Annotated in this window: 21 protein-coding genes; 20 read left to right on the top strand and 1 reads right to left on the bottom strand. The window is 66.2% G+C overall.

Features of this window, described 5'->3' with window-relative positions; translation table 11 throughout:
- Positions 1–38 precede the first annotated feature (38 nt).
- The 13 genes from EV147_RS10990 (at position 39) to EV147_RS10930 (ending at position 13,893) form a co-directional block, all read left to right on the top strand.
- Positions 39–1,916, top strand: coding sequence for an ABC transporter ATP-binding protein/permease (locus EV147_RS10990; protein WP_130391102.1), 1,878 nt, complete (start codon positions 39–41; stop codon positions 1,914–1,916).
- A 21-nt stretch (positions 1,917–1,937) separates the two neighbouring features.
- Complete coding sequence (locus EV147_RS10985) at positions 1,938–2,354, top strand: gamma-butyrobetaine hydroxylase-like domain-containing protein (RefSeq protein ID WP_130391101.1); 417 nt, start codon at positions 1,938–1,940, stop codon at positions 2,352–2,354.
- Positions 2,355–2,376: 22 nt separating this feature from the next.
- The gene (ubiE, locus tag EV147_RS10980; protein WP_130391100.1) at positions 2,377–3,108 is read left to right on the top strand and encodes a bifunctional demethylmenaquinone methyltransferase/2-methoxy-6-polyprenyl-1,4-benzoquinol methylase UbiE; all 732 of its coding nucleotides are present in this window, start codon (positions 2,377–2,379) and stop codon (positions 3,106–3,108) included.
- 51 nt (positions 3,109–3,159) lie between these two features.
- Positions 3,160–4,167: a Tim44 domain-containing protein gene (locus EV147_RS10975; RefSeq protein WP_130391099.1), complete on the top strand. Its 1,008-nt coding sequence runs from the start codon at positions 3,160–3,162 to the stop codon at positions 4,165–4,167.
- Positions 4,168–4,285: 118 nt separating this feature from the next.
- Positions 4,286–4,957, top strand: coding sequence for a ubiquinone biosynthesis accessory factor UbiJ (locus EV147_RS10970; RefSeq protein WP_130391098.1), 672 nt, complete (start codon positions 4,286–4,288; stop codon positions 4,955–4,957).
- An 82-nt stretch (positions 4,958–5,039) separates the two neighbouring features.
- Positions 5,040–6,617, top strand: a complete 1,578-nt coding sequence (gene ubiB / locus EV147_RS10965) for a ubiquinone biosynthesis regulatory protein kinase UbiB (protein ID WP_130391097.1) — start codon at positions 5,040–5,042, stop codon at positions 6,615–6,617.
- Positions 6,618–6,887: 270 nt separating this feature from the next.
- Positions 6,888–8,324, top strand: coding sequence for a sodium:solute symporter family protein (locus EV147_RS10960; RefSeq protein ID WP_130391096.1), 1,437 nt, complete (start codon positions 6,888–6,890; stop codon positions 8,322–8,324).
- A gap of 201 nt (positions 8,325–8,525) precedes the next feature.
- Positions 8,526–8,846: an FmdB family zinc ribbon protein gene (locus tag EV147_RS10955; protein ID WP_130391095.1), complete on the top strand. Its 321-nt coding sequence runs from the start codon at positions 8,526–8,528 to the stop codon at positions 8,844–8,846.
- 13 nt (positions 8,847–8,859) lie between these two features.
- A complete protein-coding gene (locus EV147_RS10950) occupies positions 8,860–9,555 on the top strand; it encodes a DUF502 domain-containing protein (RefSeq protein WP_130391094.1) in 696 nt (231 codons plus the stop codon).
- Positions 9,556–9,605: 50 nt separating this feature from the next.
- Positions 9,606–11,414, top strand: coding sequence for an aspartate--tRNA ligase (gene aspS, locus EV147_RS10945; RefSeq protein WP_130391093.1), 1,809 nt, complete (start codon positions 9,606–9,608; stop codon positions 11,412–11,414).
- Positions 11,415–11,594: 180 nt separating this feature from the next.
- Positions 11,595–12,569 carry a hypothetical protein gene (locus EV147_RS10940; protein ID WP_235844650.1) on the top strand — a complete coding sequence of 325 codons (975 nt, stop codon included), beginning with the start codon at positions 11,595–11,597 and terminating at the stop codon, positions 12,567–12,569.
- Positions 12,570–12,655: 86 nt separating this feature from the next.
- Complete coding sequence (gene nudB, locus EV147_RS10935) at positions 12,656–13,141, top strand: dihydroneopterin triphosphate diphosphatase (RefSeq protein WP_130391092.1); 486 nt, start codon at positions 12,656–12,658, stop codon at positions 13,139–13,141.
- A complete protein-coding gene (locus EV147_RS10930) occupies positions 13,138–13,893 on the top strand; it encodes an endonuclease/exonuclease/phosphatase family protein (RefSeq protein ID WP_130391091.1) in 756 nt (251 codons plus the stop codon). Before nudB ends, EV147_RS10930 begins: the two co-directional genes overlap by 4 nt.
- A gap of 22 nt (positions 13,894–13,915) precedes the next feature.
- Here EV147_RS10930 and mobB read toward each other — a convergent pair whose 3' ends face one another.
- Complete coding sequence (gene mobB / locus EV147_RS10925) at positions 13,916–14,428, bottom strand: molybdopterin-guanine dinucleotide biosynthesis protein B (protein WP_130391090.1); 513 nt, start codon at positions 14,426–14,428, stop codon at positions 13,916–13,918.
- Positions 14,429–14,521: 93 nt separating this feature from the next.
- Here mobB and clsB point away from each other — a divergent pair, with 93 nt between their 5' ends.
- From clsB to EV147_RS10890, 7 genes are all read left to right on the top strand, one after another.
- The gene (clsB, locus tag EV147_RS10920) at positions 14,522–15,904 is read left to right on the top strand and encodes a cardiolipin synthase ClsB (protein ID WP_130391089.1); all 1,383 of its coding nucleotides are present in this window, start codon (positions 14,522–14,524) and stop codon (positions 15,902–15,904) included.
- Positions 15,905–16,270: 366 nt separating this feature from the next.
- Positions 16,271–16,861 carry a TetR/AcrR family transcriptional regulator gene (locus EV147_RS10915; protein ID WP_130391262.1) on the top strand — a complete coding sequence of 197 codons (591 nt, stop codon included), beginning with the start codon at positions 16,271–16,273 and terminating at the stop codon, positions 16,859–16,861.
- 88 nt (positions 16,862–16,949) lie between these two features.
- Complete coding sequence (locus EV147_RS10910) at positions 16,950–18,737, top strand: acyl-CoA dehydrogenase C-terminal domain-containing protein (protein ID WP_130391088.1); 1,788 nt, start codon at positions 16,950–16,952, stop codon at positions 18,735–18,737.
- Positions 18,738–18,846: 109 nt separating this feature from the next.
- Complete coding sequence (locus tag EV147_RS10905; RefSeq protein WP_130391087.1) at positions 18,847–21,273, top strand: 3-hydroxyacyl-CoA dehydrogenase/enoyl-CoA hydratase family protein; 2,427 nt, start codon at positions 18,847–18,849, stop codon at positions 21,271–21,273.
- A gap of 21 nt (positions 21,274–21,294) precedes the next feature.
- Complete coding sequence (locus EV147_RS10900) at positions 21,295–22,494, top strand: acetyl-CoA C-acyltransferase (RefSeq protein WP_130391086.1); 1,200 nt, start codon at positions 21,295–21,297, stop codon at positions 22,492–22,494.
- A gap of 117 nt (positions 22,495–22,611) precedes the next feature.
- Positions 22,612–23,568, top strand: a complete 957-nt coding sequence (locus tag EV147_RS10895; RefSeq protein ID WP_130391085.1) for a DegV family protein — start codon at positions 22,612–22,614, stop codon at positions 23,566–23,568.
- Positions 23,569–23,607: 39 nt separating this feature from the next.
- On the top strand, positions 23,608–24,384 hold the full coding sequence (locus EV147_RS10890; protein ID WP_130391084.1) for an enoyl-CoA hydratase: 777 nt from the start codon (positions 23,608–23,610) through the stop codon (positions 24,382–24,384).
- The last annotated feature ends 26 nt before the right edge of the window (positions 24,385–24,410 follow it).

Here is a 24,410-nt window from a genome sequence, read left to right as displayed (position 1 = left end):
CCTGCCGGCCTGATGCGGCGGGCCAACCCGCTGGCGCCATGTCTTCCACCCCGTCATCCGTCACCGTGCCCGGCCCGGCCGTCCCCGCCCAGGCACTCAAAGAGCAAAGCCGGCTGCGCCTCGGCGCCACCTGGGCGCTGATCAAGCCGTACTGGAAGTCCGAGGACCGCAAGGCGGGGCTCGGGCTGCTGGTGCTGGTGGTGGCGCTCAACCTCGGCATCGTCTACATCAACGTGCTGCTCAACGAGTGGAACCGCGTGTTCTACAACGCGATCGAGCAGCGCGATTTCGTCTCGTTCAAGGCGCTGCTGCTGCGGTTCTCGTGGATCGCCGCCTGTTTCATCGTGCTGGCCATCTTCCGGCAGTATTACCAGCTGATGCTCCAGATGCGCTGGCGCACATGGATGACCGGCACGTTCCTGAAACGCTGGCTCGGCCACCAGGCGTACTACCGCATCGAGCAGACCCACTCCACCGACAACCCCGACCAGCGCCTGGCCGACGACCTGCGCCAGTTCACGGACGGGGCGCTGACGCTGTCGATGGGGCTGCTGAACTCCGTGGTCACGCTGGTTTCGTTCATCGGCATCCTCTGGGTGGTGTCCGGCCCGATCAGCTTCATGCTGGGCGGGGTGGACGTGACGATCCCCGGCTACATGGTCTGGTTCGCCATCGCCTACGCGGTGGTGGGGTCGCTGATTGCCCACTTTGTCGGGCGGCCGCTGATCGGCCTGTCGTTCCAGCAGGAACAGTACGAGGCAAATTTCCGTTTCATGCTGGTGCGCCTGCGCGAGAACAGCGAGCCCGTGGCGCTCTATCGCGGCGAGCCAACCGAGGAGGCCAGCCTGCGCGCGCGCTTCGAACGCATCCGCGCGAACTGGAACCAGTTGATGCGCTACACGCGGCGGCTGACGTTCGTGAATTCGGGCTACGGCCAGTTCGCCATCATCTTCCCGCTGCTGGTGGCCGCTCCGCGCTACTTCTCCGGCAAGCTCACGCTCGGCGGGCTCATGCAGATCAACTCGGCGTTCGGGCAGGTGCAGGGCGCACTGTCGTGGTTCGTCGACAGCTACGCGACGCTGGTCGGCTGGAAGGCCGCCGCCAACCGCCTGATCGATTTCCAGGAAGCGATGCGCGTGGCCGAGCGCGAGGACCTGGCGCCGGGCGGCGCCGGCGATATCGAGGTGGCCCCTTCGGCCAACCCGGCGGATCGCCATATCGCCATTTCCGACCTCGCGCTGGCACTGCCGGTGCGTGCCGACCTCGACGTGGACGAAGAGGGCGTCGATCCGCAGGCACAGCCGGCGCAATTGCCGCTGGTGGCGCCGTTCTCGCTGACGATCGGACCGGGCGAGCGCTGGCTCGTGAACGGGCCTTCGGGTTGCGGCAAGAGTGTCCTGTTCCGCGCGCTGGCCGGCATCTGGCCGTACGGCGCCGGGCGCATCACCACGCCGCAGGCACGCGTGCTGTTCCTGCCGCAGCGCAGCTACCTGCCGATCGGCACGCTGGCCGATGCGCTGTCCTACCCCGACGCGGGCACCGCCCATTCGCGCGACGCGCTGGCGCGGGTGCTGGAGCAGGCGCGGCTTGGCGCGCTGGTCAGGCACCTGGACGTGTTCGACAACTGGTCGCTGCGCCTGTCGCCGGGCGAGCAGCAGCGGCTGGCGTTTGCCCGCGCGCTGCTGCAGAAGCCCGATTTCCTGTTCCTCGATGAAGCCACAAGCGCGCTTGACGAGGAAACCGAGGCGGCCATGTACCGGCTGATGGTCGAGACGCTGCCCGACGCGACCATCGTCAGCATTGCCCACCGCAGCACCGTGGCGGCGTTCCACGACCGGCGCCTGCGCTATGTGCGGGCGGCGGATGGGCAAGCCGGAGACGGTGGAGTAAGCTATCGGGTCGTACAAGATGCGTGACGGCGACGTCGCGCCCGTAACATGGCCGGCCTGGACAAAGACACCCCGCACCCCACCGCGCTGACCGTGCACACGCAGTCGCGCGTGCTCGAAGTCGGCTTCGACAACGGCCGCACCTGGCGGCTGCCGTTCGAGCTGCTGCGCGTGTATTCGCCCTCGGCGGAAGTAAAGGGCCACGGCCCGGGCCAGGAAACGCTGCAGACCGGCAAGCGCGGCGTGGGCATCGCAGCCGTGGAGCCCGTGGGCAACTACGCGATCCTGATCCGCTTCGACGACGGCCACGACACCGGCATCTACTCGTGGGAACTGCTTTACCGGCTGGGCGACGAGCAGGACGCGCTCTGGGCGGACTACCTGAAGCGGCTGGAGGCCGCCGGGGCGGACCGCGACACCCCGATGGCCGCCCCGGGCGGCCACGCGTGCGGCCATCACCATTGAATTCAGTACCTGGAGTCAGAGAATGAGCGAAACCCACTTCGGGTTCGAAAAAGTCGACGAAACGGAAAAGGCCGGCAAGGTAGCCGGCGTTTTCCATTCGGTGGCGAGCAAGTACGACGTGATGAACGACCTGATGTCCGGCGGCATGCACCGGCTCTGGAAGGTCTTCACCATCGCCCAGGCCAATGTGCGGCCGGGCCAGAAGGTGCTGGACATCGCCGGTGGCACGGGCGATCTGGCGAAGGCGTTCGCGAAGAAGGCCGGGCCGACCGGCGAAGTCTGGCTGACCGACATCAACGAGTCGATGCTGCGTGTGGGCCGCGACCGCCTGCTCGACAAGGGCGTGGTCACGCCGGTGGCGCTCTGCGACGCCGAGAAGATTCCGTTCCCGGACAACTATTTCGATCTGGTCACGGTGGCCTTCGGCCTGCGCAACATGACCCACAAGGACCGGGCGCTGGCGGAGATGCGCCGGGTAACCAAACCGGGCGGCAAGGTCATGGTGCTGGAGTTCTCCAAGGTCTGGAAGCCGCTGGAAAAAGCCTACGATGTTTACTCGTTCAAGGTGTTGCCGTGGCTGGGCGAACGCGTCGCCGGGGATGCCCCTAGCTATCGCTATCTCGCGGAATCGATCAGAATGCATCCAGACCAGGGTTCACTTGTACGCTTGATGGAACAAGTGGGCCTCGAAAAGGTCGAATACTTCAATCTGACGGCCGGAGTCGTGGCGCTCCACGTCGGTAGAAAGTACTAATTCGCCATATCCGGACAAAAATAAGCCGGAAATGACAGGGGATCACTGCATATGACTTCTTTTCGTGGAAAATTCCTTACCATCGCGCTGATCGCGACGGTGGCATTCGGGGCGGCAATGGATGCGGAAGCCAAGCGCATGGGCGGTTCGCGCAGCGTCGGCAAGCAGTCGTCCAACGTGACGCAGCAGCGCCAGGCCACGCCGCCGCAGCAGAACGCCGCGCCGGGCCAGCCCGCGCAGAACGCGGCGGCTCCGGCTGCGGCCGGCGCTGCCGGTGGCGCAGCGGCCGCGGCGCCGAAGCGTAACTGGGGCGGCATGCTCGGCGGCCTCGCGGCTGGCCTGGGTATCGGCTACCTGCTCTCGCACTTCGGTCTCGGCGGCGCAGCCGCCAGCATCCTGAGCAACATCATCCTGTTCGGCCTGATCGCACTGGTCGCCGTCTGGCTGATCCGCAAGTTCCGCGGCGGCTCGAAGACCTCGCGCCAGCCGGCCTTCGCGGGCATGGGCAACGCCAGCGGCAATAACTCGCCGTTCGGTGGCGCCGCGCGTGACGCGGAGCCGACTTTCCGTCAGGCCGATACCCCGGTGTCGAACGCGCCGTCCTATGGTGGCGCGGCAGCCAATCCCGTGATGGGTGGTGCCGCCGCAGCGGGCGCCGTAGCGGCCCAGCAGCCGTGGGGCGTGCCGGCCGACTTCGACGTCGACTCGTTCGTGCGCAATGCCAAGGTCCACTACGTGCGCCTGCAGGCCGCCTGGGATGCCGGCAACCTCGACGATATCCGCGAGTTCTCGACGCCGGAAATGTTCGCCGAGCTGAAGATGGATCTGGCCGAGCGCCCGGCAGGCGAGGTCAACAAGACCGATGTGGTGACGCTCGACGCGCAACTGCTCGGGATCGAGACGACCGACACCCAGTACATCGCCAGCGTGCGCTTCTCGGGCATGATCCGCGAGAAGGCCGACGAAGCAGCGCAGCCGTTCGGCGAAGTCTGGAACCTGGCCAAGTCGACGGCGGGCAGCGGTGGCTGGCAACTGGCTGGTATCCAGCAGGAGTCCTGATCGCTGACACGCTCTCGGCCGCTTCGATGACAGGAAGCGGCGGGCGAGTAGCTTAGAATGGAGGCCCACGTACGCGTGGGCCTTTTTTGTTGGGCCAAGCCCGAACTCCCCGGACGCCATGAACGCCTTGCCGACCCCGCTGGCCGCACCGATCGTCGCCGCATTGAACCACCTGATCGAACAGGAACCCTGGGCGTGCAGCCTGCTGGCGCCGTTTGCCGGCCGCGTGATCGTTTTCGACGCGGCCGCTTTCGCGCTGTCGCTGCGCGTGACCGGGCAGGGCTGCATCGAACTTGCGCCCCCGGCCGAGCTGGCGGCGGTGACGTTGCTGGTGCCGCTGCAGCAGTGGCCGCTCGTGGTGGCGGACGTGGCCGAAGGCGGGCAGGCGGCCGCCATGCGCCACGTACGGATCGAGGGCGATGCCGAACTGGCCAATGCTGTCTCCACGCTGGCGCGCAACCTGCGCTGGGATGCTGCCGAAGACCTGTCGCGTGCCCTGCGCGGCGTGATGGGCGGCCCGGTCAGCGACAGCGTGGCGCAACGCGTGGTCGATGGCGCGCGGCAGGCGCATGAAAGCGCCACGCGCGTGGGCCGGGCGCTGCTCGACAACGTGACCGAATACCTGCTGGACGAGCAGCCGACGCTGGTTCGCCATGCCGCGCTCGACGGCTTCAGCGCCGATGTGGCGCGCCTGCGCGATGACCTGGCGCGGCTCGAAAAGCGCCTGGAGCGCCTGGAGCGGTCCACGGGCCCCGGCAGTTCGGCCGCGCTGCCCTCGGCCCACCGTTGATCGCCCGGCCGATGCCCTCGCCCCGTCGCACCTTGTCGCTTTCCGTCGCCGCTGCGTGCGGCGCACACCCTGAAGACTCCGCATGACCCGCCTGCTGCGACTCTGCAAGATTATTTTTGTCATCCTGTACTACGGGCTGGACGAACTCGTGCTGTCCGGCTTCAAGAGCCGGCGCATCAAGTTCCTGGTCCGGGTCATCACCATCGGCCGCAAGCTCGAACAACCGCGCGGCGTGCGGCTGCGGCTGGCGCTGACCGCGCTGGGCCCGATTTTCGTCAAGTTCGGACAGGTTCTGTCCACGCGGCGCGACCTGATGCCACCCGATATCGCCGACGAACTGGCGATGCTGCAGGATCAGGTGCCGCCGTTCGATTCGGCGCTGGCGGTCCGGATCATCGAAAAGTCGCTCGGACGCCCGCTGGACCAGCTTTACGAGAACTTCGAGCACCAGCCGGTGGCGAGTGCATCGATCGCTCAAGTGCATTTTGCGACGCTTCGCGGCGGGCCCAACCATGGCCGCGAGGTGGCGGTGAAGGTGCTGCGCCCCGGCATGCTGCTGGTCATCGACAGCGATCTGGCGCTGATGGCGGACATGGCCACGTGGCTCGAACGCTTCTGGGTCGATGGCCGCCGCCTGAAGCCGCGTGAAGTGGTGGGCGAGTTCGACAAGTACCTGCACGACGAGCTGGACCTGATGATCGAGGCGGCCAATGCCAGCCAGTTGCGCCGCAACTTCGCCGACAGCCAGTTGCTCTGCGTGCCCGAGGTGTTCTGGGACTGGTGCACGAGCTCGGTGTTCACGATGGAGCGGATGCACGGCATCCCGATCTCGCGCACCGAATCGCTCAAGGCGGCCGGCGTGGACATGCACAAGCTGGCCGAGGAGGGCGTGGAGATTTTCTTCACGCAGGTGTTCCGTGACGGCTTCTTCCATGCGGACATGCACCCGGGCAACATTCTGGTTTCGATCCAGCCGGAGACGTTCGGGCGCTATATCGCGCTGGACTTCGGCATCGTCGGGGCGCTGTCCGAGTTCGACAAGAACTACCTGGCGCAGAATTTCATCGCCTTTTTCCGGCGCGACTACCACCGCGTGGCACTGCTGCACGTGGAGTCGGGCTGGGTGCCTGCCGAGACGCGGGTCGAGGAACTGGAGTCGGCGGTGCGGGCCTGCTGCGAGCCGTACTTCGACAAGCCGCTGCGCGAGATTTCGCTCGGCATGGTGCTGATGCGGCTGTTCCAGACCTCGCGCCGCTTCAATGTGGAGATTCAGCCACAATTGGTGCTGCTGCAGAAGACGCTGCTCAATATTGAAGGGCTTGGGCGGCAACTCGATCCCGACCTCGACCTCTGGAAGACGGCCAAGCCGTTCCTGGAACGCTGGATGTACGAGCAGGTGGGCTGGCAGGGCGCCTGGGAGCGCGTCAAGGTGGAGGCGCCGCAATGGGCCAAGATGCTGCCGGACTTCCCGCGCCTGGCGCACCAGTTCCTGGAGCGCCGCGCCATGGTGAACAACGGCGACCAGGAGCGGCTGCTGGCCCAGCTGGTGGTGGAGCAGCGCCGCACCAACCGCCGGCTGACGACGGCACTGATGCTGATGGGTGGTTTCCTGGCCGGCATCGTGATCGTCCAGGCGATGGCCTGGGCCGGCTACTGGTAAGGCGGCGGGCGCGGCAACGTCCGCGATACAACAGGAAGTGCCCGAATACGGGCATTTCTCCGCGCCGAGGGATTTTTTTTCGCCCCGGACAGCCTCCGTCGCTATAATCCGCGTTTTGATTCGGCTACGACCGCTCATGCCCCCCGCCGGGCGCCCGCGGCCCCGACCGATGAATTGGACTCCGGCAGGCCGTTGCCACGATGCAGCCGCCGCCGGCATTCGGTTTCTCGCCACCAGGGCATTTCTGGCATTTTGGGATAGGGCAGCGGCATGCTGATCTGGTTCGTCATCGTCTATTGGGTCATCTCGGTCGGCATCGGCCTGTGGGCGGCGCTGCGCGTCAAGGGCACCGCCGACTTCGCCGTCGCGGGCCGCAGCCTGCCGTTCTACATCGTTACCGCCACGGTGTTCGCCACATGGTTCGGCTCCGAAACCGTGCTTGGCATCCCGGCCGTGTTCCTCAAGGAGGGCCTGTCGGGTGTGGTGTCCGACCCGTTTGGCTCCTCCCTCTGCCTGATTCTCGTGGGTCTGTTCTTTGCCCGGCCGCTGTACCGGATGAACCTGCTCACGATCGGCGACTACTACCATAACCGTTATGGCCGGCTGGCCGAGGTGCTGACCACGCTGTGTATCGTGGTGTCGTACCTGGGCTGGGTGGCGGCGCAGATCAAGGCGCTGGGGCTGGTGTTCTACACGGTATCCGACGGCGCGCTGTCGCAGGACGCCGGCATGATGATCGGCGCGGCCAGCGTGCTGGTCTACACGCTGTTCGGCGGCATGTGGTCGGTGGCGGTCACCGACTTCATCCAGATGATCATCATCGTGATCGGCATGCTGTACATCGGCTACGAGGTCAGCGGCCAGGCCGGCGGCGTCACGGCGGTGGTGTCGCACGCGGCGGCAGCCGGCAAGTTCGAGTTCTGGCCGGCGCTGGACCTCGTGCAGATCATCGGCTTCGCGGCGGCGCTGTTTACGATGATGCTCGGGTCGATCCCGCAGCAGGACGTGTTCCAGCGCGTGACCTCGTCGAAGACCGAGCAGATTGCCGGCCGCGCCTCGGTGCTGGGCGGCGTGCTGTACTTCTTCTTCGCGTTCATCCCGATGTTCCTGGCCTACTCGGCCACGATGATCGACCCGCAGATGGTCGAAAAGTACATCAATACCGATTCGCAACTGATTCTGCCGCAACTGATCCTGACCCACGCGCCGATGTTCGCGCAGGTAATGTTCTTTGGCGCGCTGCTGTCGGCCATCAAGAGCTGCGCGTCGGCTACGCTGCTGGCGCCGTCGGTCACGTTTGCCGAGAACATCCTGAGACCGTATTTCCGCCATTTGACCGACAAGCAGTTCCTGCGCGTGATGCAGGCGGTGGTGCTGGTGTTCACGGTGCTGGTCACGCTGTTCGCGCTGAACTCGCACCTGTCCATTTTCCACATGGTGGAAAACGCGTACAAGGTGACGCTGGTGTCGTCGTTCGTGCCGCTGGCGTTCGGGCTGTTCTGGAAGCCGGCCACGCGCCAGGGCGGCCTGCTGGCCATCGTGCTAGGCCTGGTGTCCTGGCTGACCTGCGAAGTGGCCTTCGCCGACGCCGCCGTGCCGCCCCAGATGGTGGGCCTGCTGTTCTCGATCGGCGGCATGGTGTTCGGGTCGCTGCTGCCGCAACTGATCAGCGACCGGCCGCCCACGCAAGAAGTGCATATTGCGTAACATAAGCGGCGGCAAAGCCCTTTGCCACGAATAGGCCGCCGAATGACCGCAATTCCGGCCGGTGCCGGTGCTGGCGTCGGTTTATAATCCGGGGTTTTGCATCGTCGCAGGGCCGTGGCTCCATTTCGGCCTCCCGCCCCTTGCTGTTTCCGGCGGCGGTGCCATCTACCCGCTTTACGTACCCGATTCCACGAAAGAACCATGCCGATCTATGCCTACCGTTGCGACGCCTGCGGCCACGGGCGCGATGTGCTGCAGAAGATGAGCGATGCCCCGCTCACGGACTGCCCGTCCTGCGGTGCCACCGGAACCTACAAGAAGCAGGTAACGGCCGCCGGCTTCCAGCTCAAGGGCTCGGGCTGGTACGTCACGGACTTCCGTGGCGGTAGCGGCGGCGCGAGCGCGCCGGCTGCGTCGTCCGCCTCGGGCGAGACCGCCACGGCGGCGCCCGCGGCCGCTCCTGCCCCGGCACCGGCCGCAGCCCCGGCGGCCCCCGCCGCCGGCTCGTCCGCCAGCCAATAAGCGCGGGCAAGACGTGGTCGCCAAGAAAACCTCCGCCGTCAAGACCTGGTTCCTGACCGGCCTGCTCGTCCTCGTGCCGCTGGGCATCACGCTGTGGGTGCTCAACCTGATCATCGGCACGATGGACCAGAGCATGGCGCTGCTGCCCGTGGCATGGCAGCCCGAAAACCTGTTCGGCCGTCGCATCCCGGGGCTCGGTGCGATCCTCACCCTGCTGTTTATCCTGCTGGTGGGTGTGCTGACGCATAACTTCATCGGCCAGCGGCTGGTACGCTGGTGGGAGGCGCTGCTGGGCCATATCCCGGTGGTCGGCCCGATCTACACCAGCGTGAAGCAGGTCTCGGACACGCTGCTGTCGTCGTCGGGCAACGCGTTCCGCAAGGCGCTGCTGGTGCAGTATCCGCGCGAGGGCTCGTGGACCATCGCGTTTCTGACCGGCAGGCCGGGCGGAGACGTGCAGAATCACCTCCAGGGCGAATATGTCAGCGTCTACGTGCCCACGACGCCGAATCCGACCTCGGGCTTCTTCCTGATGATGCCGAAGGCCGACACCATCGAGCTCGACATGACCGTGGACGCGGCGCTCAAGTACATCGTGTCGATGGGCGTGGTGGCGCCGACGGAACTGCCGCGCAAGGCCCCCGACGAGGCGCGCGTGGCGCATGCCGAAGCGGCCAGCGGCGAAATCGCCGACACGCAAACCAATTGAATTGCGCGCGGCCCGCACCTTGCGGCCGTGCTTTACAGGGAATTCCTCCTATGTCCTCCATGCGTACTCACTACTGCGGTCTGGTGACCGAACAACTGATCGGCCAGGAAGTGGCCCTGACCGGCTGGGTGCAGCGCCGCCGCGACCACGGTGGCGTGATCTTCGTCGACCTGCGCGACCGCGAGGGCCTGGTGCAGGTGGTGTGCGATCCGGACCGTCCGGAAATGTTCAAGGCCGCCGAGGAAATCCGCAACGAGTTCTGCATCCGCGTGGTGGGCAAGGTGCGCCCGCGCCCGGCCGGCACCGAGAACAGCAACCTGACCTCGGGCAAGATCGAGGTGCTGTGCCATGAGCTGTCGGTGCTGAACCCGTCGGTCACGCCGCCGTTCCAGCTCGACGACGACAACCTGTCGGAAACCACCCGCCTGACGCACCGCGTGCTGGACTTGCGCCGCCCGCAGATGCAGTACAACCTGCGCCTGCGCTACAAGGTGGCGATGGAAGTGCGCAAGTACCTGGACGCCCAGGGCTTCATCGACATCGAGACGCCGATGCTGGGCAAGAGCACGCCGGAAGGCGCCCGCGACTACCTCGTGCCGTCGCGCGTGAACCCGGGCCACTTCTTCGCGCTGCCGCAGTCGCCGCAGATCTTCAAGCAGATGCTGATGGTCTCCGGCTTCGACCGCTACTACCAGATCACCAAGTGCTTCCGTGACGAAGACCTGCGCGCCGATCGCCAACCCGAGTTCACGCAGATCGACTGCGAGACGTCGTTCCTGACCGAGCAGGAGATCCGCGACCTGTTCGAGGACATGATGCGCACGGTGTTCAAGAACGCCATCGACGTGGATCTGGACGCCCGGTTCCCGGTCATGGAGTTCCGCGAGGCCATGGCCCGCTTCGGCTCGGACAAGCCGGACCTGCGCGTCAAGCTTGAGTTCACCGAGCTGACCGAGGTCATGAAGGACGTCGATTTCAAGGTGTTCTCGGGCCCGGCCAACAGCGAGAACGGCCGCGTGGTGGGTCTGCGCGTGCCGGGTGGCCATGCCATCTCGCGTGGTGAAATCGATGCCTACACCCAGTTCGTGGCGATCTATGGCGCCAAGGGCCTGGCCTGGATCAAGGTCAACGAAGTGGCCAAGGGCCGCGATGGCCTGCAATCGCCGATCGTGAAGAACCTGCACGACGCCGCGATTGCCGAGATCCTGAAGCGCACCGGCGCCCAGGATGGCGACATCATCTTCTTCGGCGCCGACAAGGCCAAGGTGGTCAATGACGCCATCGGCGCGCTGCGCCTGAAGATCGGCCATTCGGAATTCGGCAAGAGCACGGGCCTGTTCGAGGACACCTGGAAGCCGCTGTGGGTGATCGACTTCCCGATGTTCGAGTACGACGAGGAAGACGCGCGCTGGGTGGCCATGCACCACCCGTTCACGAGCCCGAAGGACGAGCACATGCAGTACCTGGAAACTGATCCGGGCAAGTGCATCGCCAAGGCCTACGACATGGTGCTGAACGGCTGGGAAATGGGTGGCGGTTCGGTCCGTATCTACCGCGAGGACGTGCAGAGCAAGGTGTTCCGCGCGCTGAAGATCGGTGCCGAGGAAGCCCGCGCCAAGTTCGGCTACCTGCTCGACGCGCTGCAATATGGCGCGCCGCCGCATGGCGGCCTGGCCTTCGGCCTGGACCGTATCGTGACGATGATGGCTGGTGCCGACTCGATCCGTGACGTGATCGCCTTCCCGAAGACCCAACGCGCCCAGGATCTGCTGACGCAGGCCCCGAGCTCGGTCGACGAGAAGCAACTGCGCGAGCTGCATATCCGCCTGCGCGCCCAGGAGCCGAAGACCACGGCCTGAGGTCGTTTCTTCCGTCAGCAGGAAAGCCGCGCCAACGCGCGGCTTTTTTGTTTCCGGCGCAAGGATGCGTTTCGATTTGTTACCGGCCGGAACGAAGCAGGTGCCGGAAATGTCTTTCCACGGATACGCGCGAAGCGGGCCCACCCGAAAGGCCAGCCGTGACGTGGGAGGACAACACCAATGCAACTCGATACCGAACTGATCCGGGCCTTCCTGCTGGCCCACGCCGAGACGATCCTGACCTGGCTCGTGGCCGGCCTGCTGGTCATGCTGGTGGCGCGCTTCGAACTGCGCCGCGCGGTGCGGCGCTCCGTGACGGCAATGTCGGAATCGGTGGCCACCACCGTGGCCGCCTGCGTGCCCGATATCGCCCATGCGGCCCAGGCCCAGCCAGCCGGCGTGGCCGGGATTGCGGCCGATGGCGACGCGGTGGCGGCGCAGCGCGCCGAGGCCGTGCGCAAGCTTGCACTGGAAACAGTTGCCACGGTCATGGCGCGAGGCCGCTGGCTGGAAGACGTCGGCAACCTCCGCCTGCCCGAGGACGCGCTGATCTCCGGCCGCCGCGCCGGGGGCGCCGATCCGCTGCTGGTGGTGGCACCCCAGCCCGTGGTGCAAGCCTACCTCGACGCCCAGCGTACCTTCGACGACGAAGCCACGCGCCTGCAGACCCATCGCCGCGAGGCGCTGCGCCTGAACGACGTGCTGCAGGATCTGAACACCGAGGCGGCCCGCGTGGAGCACGAGACGGCGAGCATCGTGATGCGGTTCGAGCAGGTCAACGCCCAGGCGGCGCAGGGCGTGGAAGCGGGTGACTACCAGCGTTTTCTGATCCAGAAGTACAACCAGCTTGGGCAGCGCGAGAAGGAAATCGCCCAGGAGCGCCAGGAACTGGCCGCGCAGGTCCGCGAGAGCACTGACGCGCTGGCCGAGCATGCCCATGTGGCCGCGCAGCGCTACACGCGCACCCTGACCCCGCTGATGCAGCAGTTGCGTGCGGCCTGGGGCCACGGCGATTCGCCGGAAGTCTTCGATACCTGGCTGCGCGGCGCGCCGGACGGACACCCCGCGCAGGATGATTCGCAAGTGCAGAATAAGGCATCTTCCCGCGATCACTACCTGTCGCCGCGCCAGCCGGGCGAGCAGACCGTCGCCTGATTCCACATCGCGGTAATCGGACGGGCTCCGACACACCGGCCTGGCGCCGCTGCGCTATGCTTGGGGTCTGTTCCTACCGCCGCCCCATGCGCTACAAGATTCCTGAATCGGTACTGGTCGTGATCCACACGCCAGACCTGCAAGTCCTGTTGATCGAGCGCGCCGACCGGCCAGGCTTCTGGCAATCGGTGACGGGCAGTCTCGACGCCGATGACGAACCGCTGGCCGTCACGGCCGCCCGCGAGGTGGCCGAGGAAACGGGCATCCTGGCGGCCAGCTTCGAACTGACCGACTGGCAACACACGATCGACTACGAGATCTACCCCCAGTGGCGCCACCGCTATGCGGCCGGCATCACGCGCAATACCGAGCACTGGTTCGGCCTGTGTGTGCCAGAGCCGGTGCCGGTGACGCTGGCGCCGCGCGAGCATACCCGGTTCGAGTGGCTGCCGTGGCAGGCCGCCGCCGAGCGCTGTTTTTCCAGCAGCAATGCCGAGGCGGTACGGCAACTGGCCTGGCGGACCCAGGCCGGACAGTTGGACCGGACGCTGGCAGGCGGGGTGGCACGATGAAACTGCGCGTGGTCACCTACAACATCCACAAGGGCGTGAAGGGGTTCTCGGGCAAGCCGCGCATCCACAGCGTGCGCTCCGGCCTGCAGGCCATGGACGCCGACATCGTGTTCCTTCAGGAAGTGCAGGACCGCAACGACCGCCTGATTGCCGCCGAACTGTTCGATCCCGATCATACCCAGCTCAACTACCTGGCCACCGATGCCTATCCGCATTCGGTCTATGGCCGGAACGCGGTGTACGAGCACGGCCATCATGGCAACGCGATCCTGTCGCGCCATCCGATCCTGATGTCGGAAAATCTTGATATTTCGGACCATCGTTTCGAGCAGCGCGGCCTGCTGCACGCGGTGGCCGAGATCAATGGCGTGGAGGCGCACCTGATCTGCGTGCATTTCGGGTTGTTCGCCCGCAGCCGGGTGCGGCAGGCCAGCGCGCTGGTGGAACGGGTGCGCGCCGTGGTGCCGGACAACGCGCCGCTGGTGATCGCGGGCGATTTCAACGACTGGAACCATCGGCTCGATGCCAAGATCTGCAACACGCTCAATGCGGTGGAATCGGCCCATGCCAAGAACGGGCGCATCCACACGTTTCCGAGCCATATGCCGTGGTGGCAACTCGACCGCATCTATGTGCGTGGCTTCCAGATCGAGCGCACACAGGCGCTGACCGGCCGCGAGTGGGCCGAACGGTCGGACCATGTGCCGCTGATGGCGGAACTGGCACATCGCGTGGCCATTCCGGAGGCATAGCGCCCCACCGGGGCGCCTGCGGTCAGTGCGATGCCAGGTAGTCGCGGACCCAGCGGTAGATGGCGTCCGCGTCGGCCAGATCGAGCACGGGTAGCGACGTCTGCCCGATGACCTGGTCCTTCGCATCGGTGGCTACGGCCACCACACCCGGTACATCGGTCCAGAGCGGCGGCTTGCCGTTGGCGGGCCGGTAGATCTCCAGCTTGGGGAAATCGCTCCACTTGTAGCCCTCGACCATTACGAGGTCGGTGTCGGGCGGGAGCACGGCCAGCGCCTCGCCGATCTCGGGAGACGGCTTGCCCTCGGGATAATGCCGCATCAGCGTCAGATGGCGCGCCCCCACGAGCACGACATTCTCGCAACCGCCCTGGCGCATGCGCCACGAATCCTTGCCAGGTGTATCAGGATCGAAACCATGGTGCGTGTGCTTGATACCGGCCACGCGCAGGCCGTCCGCGACGAACCGGGGAATCAACTGGTCCAGCAGCGTGGTCTTGCCGCTGCCCGAGGAACCGGCGATACCGAATACCTTCACAATGCGTTCTCTTTTGGGCGTCAGAATGCGCTGACAATAGCAGAGTTGGCACGGGCCATGTGCAGGAGCCGCCCGTTGGCCGATAATCGAGCCATGTCACGGATCTACGATCGCGCCGAGCCCGGCTCCCCGGAGACGGCGGCCCCGCCCACCTCGCCCGCGTTGCCCGACGCGCAGGCTCCCGGCTCGCCGGCCCCGGCGGGTATCCCCACGTCCGTCCAGGAGATTGGCGCCGCCGGTGCGCGCGCCAAGGCGCGGCTGCTGCACTGGGTCAGCCGGCGCGGCAGTCCGGTGCCGGGCAACAAGGTCGACCTGCTCTGCAATGGCACGGATTTCTTCCCCGCCCTGGTCGAAGCCATCGACGCGGCCGAGGTGCACGTGGTGGTAGAGACCTATATCTATGCCGATGACGCGATCGGGGCGCGCCTCAGCGACGCGCTGATTGCCGCGGCGCAGCGCGGCGTCGATACCCGGCTCGTGGTCGATGGCTTCGGGGCCGGCGACATGCCAGCCGCACTGATCCAGCGGCTGCGCGACGGCGGCGTGAACCTGGAAGTCTACGGTCCGTTGCGGGGCTTCAAGCTGGCCCGCCGCCACCTGCGGCGCCTGCATCGCAAGCTCGCCGTGATCGATGGCCGCGTGGCCTTCGTGGGCGGCATCAACATCATCGACGACTTCAACCACGGCCCGCTCGACCTGCCCGAGCTTGGCCCCCGCTACGACTTCGCCGTGCGCGTGCGCGGCCCGCTGGTGGCGCAGATCGCGCTGGCCGCGGCGCGGCTCTGGTTCCGCATCGCCCAGCGCCGTGGCCTGCGCGAGACCGCGAGCGCGTTTGCCGAAGTGGAGACGCTGACGAAGGCGGCACGCCAGGCGCGCGGCGACGTACAGCCCGATGGCGTGCCGGCCGCGCTGCTGATGCGCGACAACCTGCGCAACCGCCGCACCATCGAACGCGAATACCTGTACGCACTCGGCGCCGCCCGCCGCGACGTGATCCTGGCCAACGCCTACTTCCTGCCCGGCAACAAGATGCGCCGCGCGCTGCTGGCGTGCCGCAAGCGCGGCGTGCGGGTGCGGCTGCTGCTGCAGGGCATGGTCGAGTACAAGCTGCAGCACTATGCCACCCATGCGCTCTACGCCACGTTGCTGGAGGCCGGGGTGGAGATCTACGAGTACGAGGAAAGCTTCCTGCATGCCAAGGTGGCCGTGGTGGACGATATCTGGGCCACCGTGGGGTCGAGCAACATGGACCCGTTCAGCCTGCTGCTGGCGCGCGAGGCCAATGTGGCGGTCTACGACGCCGGGTTTGCGGGCGAGCTACGCGAGCGGCTGGAGCGCGCGATGGCCCAGCGCAGCGCGCGCGTGGTGCCCGAGGCGCACGCGAGCCTGCCGCGCCTGCGCCGGTTTGCCAATTGGGCGGCCTACTACGTGTTGCGTCTGGGCGTCGTGATTGCCGGCGTGACGGGGCGTTATTGAGGGCCGCGCGGTAACATGCTGCCCTGCCGCACGCGAGGTCGGGCTACCCCCGCGCCGCACCCGCGGGGCGGGGTTTCCAGCACGATGTTGCATTGCGCCGCGATGACCGGGCGCAACGCCCCGGCTGTTTAGAAACCGCGATCTAATTAAAAGCTTGATGCCAGTCCGCCGCGCCAGAATAATCTGAACGACCGTTCTTTTTTGGCTTAGACTTCGTGCATTTACGACGCCGTCCGTGGCGTTCGTGGTGCTCGCCTCAGGCAGGGTCGGGCTGAAAACGGCACCCAGGTGGGTGCTGCCGAGAATGGAGAGATAACCATGCGACACCAGTCAGTTCGTCTTGAATCCGCCGCCGCGCCCGCGCCCTTGCGCAAGGGCGAGATGACGCGCGTGGCGATTCTCGATGCCGCACTGGAACTGTCGTCCCGCGACGGGCTGGAAGGGCTGACCATCGGCCTGCTCGCGGAACGCATGCAGATGAGCAAGAGCGGCGTGTTCGCGCATTTTGGTTCGCGCGAAGACCTGCAGGTGGAAGTGGTGCGCGAGTATCACCGCCGGTTCGAGCAGGAGGTGTTCTATCCCTCGCTGCTGGAGCCGCGCGGCCTGCCTCGCCTGTGGTCGATGGTGCGTCGCTGGATGGAAAAGCGCATCCAGGAAGTGACCACGGGATGCATCTACATCAGCGGTGCGGTCGAGTACGACGATCGCGCGGAAAGCCCGGTGCGTGACGAACTCGTCAAGAGCGTCACGATCTGGCGGGCCGCGCTGATGCGGGCGATCGACCAGGCGAGGGAAGAAGGGCACCTGCGCGCGGACTGCGATCCGCGCCTGATGCTGTTCGAGATGTACAGCCTTGAACTAGGCTTGCATCACGATGCCCGCTTCCTGCGCCTGCCGGACAGTGCCGAGCTTGCCATGGTTGCGCTCAACAAACTGATTCAGTCCTACCGAACCTGAGCCGCCCCCCGGCAACGGTCGCACGCGTCCCCTCCAGGGCGTGCGGCATGCGCGTGTGGCGGCATTGAAAACCTCCAAGGAGTCTTTGATGGGCCAGTACACCGCACCGTTGCGCGACATGCAGTTCGTGCTCCATGAACTGCTCGGCGCCGAAGCCGAACTCAAGGCGATGCCGCAGCACGCGGACATCGACGCGGACACCATCAACCAGGTCATCGAGGAAGCCGGCAAGTTCTGCGCCGACGTGGTGTTCCCGCTGAACCAGCCGGGCGACCGCGAAGGCTGCACGTACGAGGGCGACGGCGTGGTGCGCGCGCCCAAGGGCTTCAAGGAAGCCTACCAGCAGTACGTGGAGGCCGGCTGGCCTGCACTGGCCTGCGATCCGGAATACGGCGGCCAGGGCCTGCCGATCATCATCAACAACGCGCTGTACGAGATGCTGAACTCGGCCGGCCAGGCGTGGACGATGTACCCGGGCCTGTCGCACGGCGCCTACGAGGCCCTGCACGCGCACGGCACGCCGGAACTGAAGCAGACCTACCTGACCAAGCTCGTCTCGGGCGTATGGACGGGAACGATGTGCCTGACCGAGCCGCATTGCGGTACGGACCTGGGCATGCTGCGCTCGAAGGCCGAGCCGCAGGCCGATGGCTCGTACGCGATCTCGGGCACCAAGATCTTCATTTCGGCCGGCGAACATGACCTGGCCGAGAACATCATCCACCTGGTGCTGGCCCGCCTGCCGGACGCGCCGCAAGGCACCAAGGGCATCTCGCTGTTCGTCGTGCCGAAGTTCATTCCCGATGCCAGCGGCAACCCGGGCGAGCGCAACGGTATCAAGTGCGGCTCGATCGAGCACAAGATGGGCATCCACGGCAACGCCACCTGCGTGATGAACCTGGATGGCGCGCGCGGCTGGCTGGTTGGCGAAGCCAACAAGGGCCTGAACGCGATGTTCGTGATGATGAACGCCGCACGCCTGGGCGTGGGCGCGCAGGGCCTGGGCCTGACCGAAGTGGCCTACCAGAACTCGCTGGCCTACGCCAAGGACCGCCTGCAGATGCGCGCGCTGACCGGCCCGAAGGCGCCCGAGAAGGCCGCTGACCCGATCATCGTCCATCCGGACGTGCGCCGCATGCTGCTGACGCAGAAGGCCTATGCCGAAGGCGGCCGCGCGTTCAGCTACTGGACCGCGCTGCAGATCGACCGCGAACTGTCGCACCCCGACGCCGCCGTGCGCAAGGAAGCCGGCGACCTCGTGGCGCTGCTGACGCCGGTCATCAAGGCCTTCCTGACCGACAACGCATTCACGTCGACCAACGAGGGCATGCAGGTATTTGGCGGCCATGGCTATATCGCCGAGTGGGGCATGGAGCAGTACGTGCGTGACGCCCGCATCAACATGATCTACGAAGGCACCAACACGATCCAGGCGCTGGACCTGCTGGGCCGCAAGATCCTGGGCGACATGGGCGCCAAGATGAAGGCGTTCGGCAAGATCGTGCAGCAGTTCGTTGAGGAGGAGGGCACGAACGAGGCGATGCAGGAGTTCGTGAACCCGCTGGCCGACATCGGCGACAAGGTGCAGAAGCTGACGATGGAAATCGGCATGAAGGCCATGGGCAACCCCGACGAGGTGGGCGCGGCAGCCGTGCCGTACCTGCGCGTGGTGGGTCACCTGGTGTTCTCGTACTTCTGGGCCCGCATGGCCAAGATCGCGCTGGAAAAGCAGGACAGCGGCGACAAGTTCTACGTGACCAAGCTGGCCACGGCGCGCTTCTACTTCGCCAAGCTGCTGCCTGAAACCGCCGGCGAAATCCGCAAGGCACGCGCCGGCTCGGCCACGCTGATGGCGCTGGACGCGGATTTGTTCTGATATTGCAGTGGGTTTGCTCCCCTCTCCCGTTTCACGGGAGAGGGGAGCAAACCGGTAGCAAATAGATACTCTCTCTCCTCAAAACGCTCACGATACCCAAGGAGCGCGCATGTCCAATTTCATCGTCAAGAAGGTTGCCGTGCTCGGCGCCGGCGTCATGGGCGCACAGATTGCGGCCCATCTGGTCAACGCCCGCGTGCCCGTGGTGCTGTTCGACCTGCCCGCCAAGGAAGGCCCCAAGAGCGGCATTGCCCTTCGCGCCATCGAGAACCTCAAGAAGCTGTCGCCGGCGCCGCTCGGCATCAAGGACGAGGCGGGCCTGATCCGCGCGGCCAACTACGAGGAAGATATCGAGCTGCTCAAGGAATGCGACGTGGTGATCGAGGCGATCGCCGAACGCATGGACTGGAAGCACGACCTCTACAAGAAGGTGGCGGCCCATCTGGCGCCGCACGCGATTTTCGCCACGAACACGTCGGGCCTGTCGATCACGGCGCTGTCCGATGGCTTCGACGCCGAGCTGAAGGCGCGCTTCTGCGGCGTGCACTTCTTCAACCCGCCGCGCTACATGCATCTGGTGGAACTGATCCCGACTGCGACGACGCAGCCGGCCATCCTGGACCGCCTGGAATCGTTCCTGACCACCACGCTCGGCAAGGGTGTGGTGCGTGCCAAGGACACGCCCAACTTCATCGCCAACCGCGTCGGCATCTTCTCGATCCTGGCCGTGTTTGCCGAAGCCGAGAAGTTCGGCATTCCGTTCGACATCGTCGATGACCTGACCGGCACCAAGCTGGGTCGCGCCAAGTCAGCCACGTTCCGCACCGCCGATGTGGTGGGCCTGGACACGATGGCGCACGTGATCAAGACGATGCAGGACGGCCTGGGCGGCGATCCGTTCGCCTCGGTCTACAAGACGCCGGCCGTGCTGAAGGGTCTGGTGGATGCAGGCGCGCTGGGCCAGAAGAGCGGCGCGGGCTTCTACAAGAAGGAAGGCAAGGCCATCAAGGTGCTCGACGCCAAGACCGGCCAGTATGTGGAATCGGGCAAGAAGGCCGACGAGATCGTCGTGCGCATGCTCAAGAAGGAGCCGGCAGAGCGCATCAGGCTGCTGCGCGAATCCACCAATCCGCAGGCGCAGTTCCTGTGGAGCGTGTTCCGCGACGTGTTCCAGTACATCGCCGTCTACCTGGAGCAGATCGCCGGCTCGGCAGCCGATGTGGACCTGGCCATCCGCTGGGGCTTCGGCTGGAACTCGGGTCCGTTTGAAGACTGGCAGGCTGCCGGCTGGAAGCAGGTGGCCGAGTGGGTCAAGGAAGATATCGACGCCGGCAAGGCACTGGCCAACGTGCCGCTGCCCGCATGGGTGTTCGAGGGTGCCGTGGCCGACAACGGCGGTGTGCATGGCGCGCAGGGTTCGTGGTCGCCGGCGACCAGCAGCTTCGTCAAGCGCGCCGCGCTGCCCGTGTATGAGCGCCAGGTGTTCCGCGCCGCGCTCAAGGGCACGGACGCGGCCGACCCGCGCAAGTCGGGCAAGACGATCGAAGAGAACGACGGTGCGCGCATCTGGACCAGCGACGGTGCCGACGACGTGCTGGTCATCTCGTTCAAGAGCAAGATGAACACGATTGGCCCGGACGTACTCGACTCGCTCGTGCGTGCCGTGGAACTGGCCGAAGCCGAGTACAAGGGCCTGGTGGTGTGGCAGCCGACGTCGCTGCAGCTTGGCGCGCCGGGCGGTCCGTTCTCGGCCGGTGCCAACCTCGAATCGGCCATGCCGCAGTTCATGATGGGCGGCGCCAAGGGCATCGAGCCGTTCGTGAAGAAGTTCCAGGACACGCTGATGCGCGTGAAGTACGCGGCGGTGCCGGTGATCCCGGCCGTGTCGGGCATCGCGCTCGGCGGCGGTTGCGAACTGATGCTGCATTCGGCCAAGCGCGTGGTGGCGCTGGAAAGCTATATCGGCCTCGTGGAAGTGGGCGTGGGCCTGGTGCCGGCCGGCGGTGGCCTCAAGGAAGCGGCGATTGCCGCGGCCAAGGCCGCGCAGGCGGCAGGCAGCACGAACTACCTGAACTTCCTGACCAACCGCTTCCAGGCGGCGGCGATGGCCAAGGTGTCGACCTCGGCGCTGGACGCACAGAAGATCGGCTACGTGCAACCCACGGACACCATCGTCTACAACGTTCACGAACTGCTTTACGTGGCGCAGAGCGAGGTGCGGGCGCTGTCGAATGCCGGGTACCGCGCGCCGCTGCCGGGCCAGCTGATTCCGGTGGCCGGCCGTTCGGGAATCGCCACGATCAAGGCGTCGCTGGTGAACATGCGCGACGGCAACTTCATCTCGGCGCATGATTTCCTGATTGCCTCGCGCATCGCGGAAGTGGTGTGCGGCGGTGACGTGGAAGCGGGCTCGCTGGTCAGCGAGGAATGGCTGCTGGCGCTGGAACGCAAGGCGTTCATCGACCTGCTGGGCACGGGCAAGACGCAGGAGCGCGTCATGCGCATGCTGCAGACCGGCAAGCCGGTGCGCAACTAATCCCGCCAACGAGGAACCGACATCATGAAACAACTGCAAGACGCGTATATCGTTGCGGCTACCCGTTCGCCGATTGGCAAGGCTCCCAAGGGCGCCTTCCGCAACACCCGCCCCGATGATCTGCTGGCTACCATCCTGAAGGCCGCCGTGGCCCAGGTGCCGAGCCTGGACCCGGCGCTGATCGAAGACGCCATCGTTGGCTGCGCGATTCCCGAAGCGCAGCAGGGCCTGAACGTGGCCCGTATCGGCGCGCTGCTGGCCGGCCTGCCGAATACCGTGGGCGGCATCACCGTGAACCGCTTCTGCGCCTCGGGCCTGTCGGCCGTGGCGATGGCCGCCGACCGCATCCGCGTGGGTGAGTCAGACGTGATGATCGCCGCCGGGGTGGAGTCGATGAGCATGGTGCCGATGATGGGCAACTCGCCGTCGATGTCGCCGTCGATCTTCGAGCGCGACGAAAACGTGGGCATCGCCTATGGCATGGGCCTGACCGCCGAGAAGGTGGCGACGCAGTGGAAGGTGAGCCGCGAAGATCAGGACGCGTTCTCGCTGGCATCGCACCAGAAGGCCATCGCCGCGCAGCAGGCCGGCGAGTTCAACGACGAGATCACGCCGATCGAGGTGGTCGAGAAGTTCCCGGACCTCGCCTCGGGGCAGGTGGGCGTCAAGACGCGCACGGTGTCGCTCGACGAAGGCCCGCGCCCCGACACGTCGCTCGAAGGGCTGGGCAAGCTGCGCGCGGTGTTCGCCAACAAGGGCAGCGTCACGGCCGGCAACAGCTCGCAGACGTCGGACGGTGCCGGCGCGCTGATCCTCGTGTCCGAGAAGATCCTCAAGCAGTTCAATCTCCTGCCGCTGGCGCGCTTCGTGTCGTTCGCGGTGCGTGGCGTGCCGCCCGAGATCATGGGGATTGGCCCGAAGGCCGCGATTCCGGCCGCGCTGAAGGCCGGTGGCCTGACGCAGGACCAGATCGAGTGGATCGAGCTGAACGAGGCGTTTGCCGCACAGTCGCTGGCGGTGATGCGTGACCTGGAACTCGACCCGGCCCGCGTGAACCGCATGGGCGGAGCCATTGCGCTGGGCCACCCGCTCGGCGCCACGGGCGCGATCCGTTCGGCCACTGTGGTGCACGCGCTGCGTCGCCACAACCTCAAGTACGGCATGGTGACCATGTGCGTCGGTACAGGCATGGGCGCCGCCGGAATCTTCGAGCGCGTTTAAACGCGCCAGCGGGGCGGCCGTCCACGGGTGGCCGCCCCCGCCTTCGATCAGATGAAGAAATGTATGGACACGAAGATGCCAACACGTTGACGCACTGACCCGGAGGAACATAACAATATGCAGGAGACAGCCATTCTGGCCGACGCGGCATGCGACATGCCGCGCGCGATGATGGACGCGCTTGGCGTCCGCACGATTCCGTTCCGCATCCGCGCTGGGGACCGCTTCCTGGCGGACACGCGCGACGAGGACGCGCTGCCCGACCTCTACCGCCAATATCTGGTCGGCAAGCAGGACCACTACGCCGAATCGATCCCTCTGCTTGAACGCGAACTGGAGGACCACCTGCTACGCAACGTGGTGGCCGGCTGCGACCGCGCGATCCTGCTGACGATTGCCAGCAGCCGCAGCAAGTTCTACGCGAACGCGAATGGCGCCGTGGTGGGCACTGTGGCGCGCAGCTTCAAGCTGCGCAAGGATGCGGGCCGCAGCGGGCTGTTCGACCTGACGGTAATCGATACGGGCGCGATCGGCCCCGGCCAGGCGCTGATCGTGCGCGAGGCCGCCCGCATGCTGGGCGAGGGCGCGAGCGCGGCCGCCGTGGTGGAAGCGGTGGAGAACCGCCTGCGCGACGCGGCCCACATGTTCCTGATCCCGGACGAACTGCTGTACATGTACACGCGCGCCAAGCTCAAGGGCGAGAACAGCATCACCTGGGGCCGCTACATGCTGGGCAGCGCGTTCAATATCCGGCCCGTGATCCATATGCATCGCGGCGAGACCGAGGCCATTGCCAAGGCACGTGGGCCGGAGGATGGCATCCGCCGCCTGCTGGGCCATGTGGAAGCATGCATCCGCGCCGGCGCATTGCTGACGCCGGCCGTGGGCGCCGCGTATGCGGGCGATATCGACGAGGTGACGTCGTGGCCAGCCTGGCAGTCACTGGCCGATACCGCCGCCCGGCACGGCGTTGAGCTGATGCTCGCGCCGATGAGTCTGACCGTGGCGCTCAATGTGGGCGCCGGCGCGTTCGGGCTCAGTTATCTTTCCGAAATGCCGCCGCCGTTCGTGTGAGCGCGGCGTGCATCCCATACCGACCGAGACGAGGAAGACATGAGCATTGCCACCCGCATCGACCAGGGCGTCCTGACCATTGGTTTCGACCGCATCGACAAGAAGAACGCGATCACGGCCGCGATGTACCAGACCATGGCCGACGCACTGCGCGCCGCCGAGACCGACAGCGCCGTGCGCGTGATCGTGATCGAGGGCAAGCCGGAGATCTTCACGGCCGGCAACGACCTTGAGGACTTCATGAAGCGCCCGCCGACCCACGGCGGAGACGGCACGCCGGCCCCGGTGTTCCAGTTCCTGCACGCCATCAGCCACGCCAGCAAGCCGGTGGTGGCCTCGGTGAGCGGCGCGGCGGTGGGCATTGGCACCACGCTGCTGCTGCACTGTGATCTGGTCTATGCATCGGAGACGGCCAAGCTGTCGCTGCCGTTCGCGCAACTGGGCCTGTGCCCCGAGGCCGCATCGAGTCTGCTGCTGCCGCGCCTGATGGGCTACCAGCGCGCTGCCGAGAAGCTGCTGCTGGGCGAGGCATTCAGCGCGCAGGAAGCGCACGCCATCGGGCTGGTCACAAAGGTGCTACCGATCGCCGAGCTGTCGGATTACGTGCGCCAGCAGGCGCGGAAACTCGCGGCGCTGCCCGCATCGTCGCTGCGTGAAACCAAGCGGCTGATGAAGGGCGACGACGTACCGGCCGTGGAAAAGAAGATGAGCGAGGAGGGCGAGGTATTCCGCCGCATGCTGCTGGCGCCTGAAGCCAAGGAAGCATTCACGGCGTTCTTCGAGAAGAGGAAGCCGGATTTCTCGAAGTTCGATTGAGACGTTGCACCCCGATCGGTGTGCTC

The sequence above is a fragment of the Cupriavidus agavae genome (genome assembly GCF_004217045.1).
Classification (GTDB): Bacteria; Pseudomonadota; Gammaproteobacteria; order Burkholderiales; family Burkholderiaceae; genus Cupriavidus; species Cupriavidus agavae.
Note: the sequence above shows the minus strand (reverse complement) of the source record. Positions and strands in the feature narration are given on the sequence as shown.

Excerpts from the sequence above, each read along its gene's own strand:
- EV147_RS10930 (WP_130391091.1), top strand. The coding sequence starts at position 13,138 with ATGAAACTGCGCGTGGTCACCTACAACATCCACAAGGGCGTGAAGGGG.
- EV147_RS10970 (WP_130391098.1), top strand. The coding sequence starts at position 4,286 with ATGAACGCCTTGCCGACCCCGCTGGCCGCACCGATCGTCGCCGCATTG.
- EV147_RS10960 (WP_130391096.1), top strand. The coding sequence starts at position 6,888 with ATGCTGATCTGGTTCGTCATCGTCTATTGGGTCATCTCGGTCGGCATC.
- aspS (WP_130391093.1), top strand. The coding sequence starts at position 9,606 with ATGTCCTCCATGCGTACTCACTACTGCGGTCTGGTGACCGAACAACTG.
- EV147_RS10895 (WP_130391085.1), top strand. The coding sequence starts at position 22,612 with ATGCAGGAGACAGCCATTCTGGCCGACGCGGCATGCGACATGCCGCGC.
- EV147_RS10990 (WP_130391102.1), top strand. The coding sequence starts at position 39 with ATGTCTTCCACCCCGTCATCCGTCACCGTGCCCGGCCCGGCCGTCCCC.
- ubiE (WP_130391100.1), top strand. The coding sequence starts at position 2,377 with ATGAGCGAAACCCACTTCGGGTTCGAAAAAGTCGACGAAACGGAAAAG.
- nudB (WP_130391092.1), top strand. The coding sequence starts at position 12,656 with ATGCGCTACAAGATTCCTGAATCGGTACTGGTCGTGATCCACACGCCA.
- EV147_RS10955 (WP_130391095.1), top strand. The coding sequence starts at position 8,526 with ATGCCGATCTATGCCTACCGTTGCGACGCCTGCGGCCACGGGCGCGAT.
- clsB (WP_130391089.1), top strand. The coding sequence starts at position 14,522 with ATGTCACGGATCTACGATCGCGCCGAGCCCGGCTCCCCGGAGACGGCG.
- EV147_RS10975 (WP_130391099.1), top strand. The coding sequence starts at position 3,160 with ATGACTTCTTTTCGTGGAAAATTCCTTACCATCGCGCTGATCGCGACG.
- EV147_RS10890 (WP_130391084.1), top strand. The coding sequence starts at position 23,608 with ATGAGCATTGCCACCCGCATCGACCAGGGCGTCCTGACCATTGGTTTC.
- EV147_RS10940 (WP_235844650.1), top strand. The coding sequence starts at position 11,595 with ATGCAACTCGATACCGAACTGATCCGGGCCTTCCTGCTGGCCCACGCC.
- ubiB (WP_130391097.1), top strand. The coding sequence starts at position 5,040 with ATGACCCGCCTGCTGCGACTCTGCAAGATTATTTTTGTCATCCTGTAC.
- EV147_RS10905 (WP_130391087.1), top strand. The coding sequence starts at position 18,847 with ATGTCCAATTTCATCGTCAAGAAGGTTGCCGTGCTCGGCGCCGGCGTC.
- EV147_RS10985 (WP_130391101.1), top strand. The coding sequence starts at position 1,938 with ATGGCCGGCCTGGACAAAGACACCCCGCACCCCACCGCGCTGACCGTG.
- EV147_RS10910 (WP_130391088.1), top strand. The coding sequence starts at position 16,950 with ATGGGCCAGTACACCGCACCGTTGCGCGACATGCAGTTCGTGCTCCAT.